This window comes from Streptomyces glaucescens (assembly GCF_002154375.1).
Lineage (GTDB): Bacteria > Actinomycetota > Actinomycetes > Streptomycetales > Streptomycetaceae > Streptomyces > Streptomyces glaucescens.
In genome coordinates, this window is record NZ_MUND01000310.1 from 1367 (window position 1) to 1818 (window position 452).

The following is a 452-nucleotide window of genomic DNA, read 5'->3' on the forward strand; positions in this document are numbered from 1 at the left end:
CAAGATCTCCTGTAGATGTTGTCACGGGGAGTGCACCGGCGCGTTCGGAACGTGTTCGATCGTTGCGAATGCGTCACCGGAGGTGGATCGGCCGGTTTCCGGTTCAGGCCAATGGGGCATCCACACCGTGGCGTGGGGCGAAGGAGGTCTCGGGGGTGGCGTTGGTGGTGGCACAGGAGGTGCCCACGTCGTCGAGCATGGCCGTACCCCATGGCCCTGCGGGCGTGGGCGCGGCAAGGCACCGGATGCGTGCTCAGCTGCGCAGCGGCGGGGTGGCGGAATCGGTCATCGATGACGCCGTACTGATCCTTTCCGAACTTTTGAGCAACGCCTGCAAACACGGCCGGCCGCTGGGCAACGCCCTCGCCGGGGACGGCGACGTCCGGGCCGCATGGCGAGTGGACCCGACCGGGCGGCTGGTCGTCGAGGTGACGGACGGCGGCGGCCCGACC

At 68.8% G+C, this 452-nt stretch carries 1 protein-coding gene; it reads left to right on the forward strand.

What is annotated here, in order from left to right:
* Nucleotides 1-68: 68 nt before the first annotated feature.
* The coding region (locus CCN42_RS20660; protein ID WP_143661968.1) for an ATP-binding protein at nucleotides 69-452 on the forward strand (384 nt) is incomplete at its 3' end.